Annotated in this window: 1 protein-coding gene; it reads right to left on the reverse strand. The window is 42.0% G+C overall.

Annotated features, from left to right (window positions below; all coding sequences use genetic code 11):
- A partial coding sequence (locus tag ACFIO5_RS12135; RefSeq protein WP_375705544.1) for an AAA family ATPase occupies positions 1-324 on the reverse strand: 324 nt, incomplete at both ends.

The raw sequence follows: 324 nt of genomic DNA on the forward strand, positions 1-324 counted from the left end.
GGAATTGCCGAACCTCTGGTTCGATATGCAAAGTTATTTTGCGTTCATTGAGCAAATTTTGCAAATGTTGTATCTGGATATCAACGATAGCTTCCATGTCGCTACGTTGTAATCTCTGAAAGAGAATAACCTCATCAATACGATTAAGAAATTCGGGACGAAAAGCCGCTTTTACAACATTCATGACATCATTTTTTGCCTGATCGGTCGTTTGTCCTTCTGGCAAGGCGGTTAAAAATTCCGCTCCCAAATTTGAGGTCATAATCAGTAAGGTATTGCGAAAATCGACAGTACTCCCCTGGCTATCTGTCACGCGCCCTTCAC

The organism is Bartonella sp. AA86SXKL (assembly GCF_042196885.1).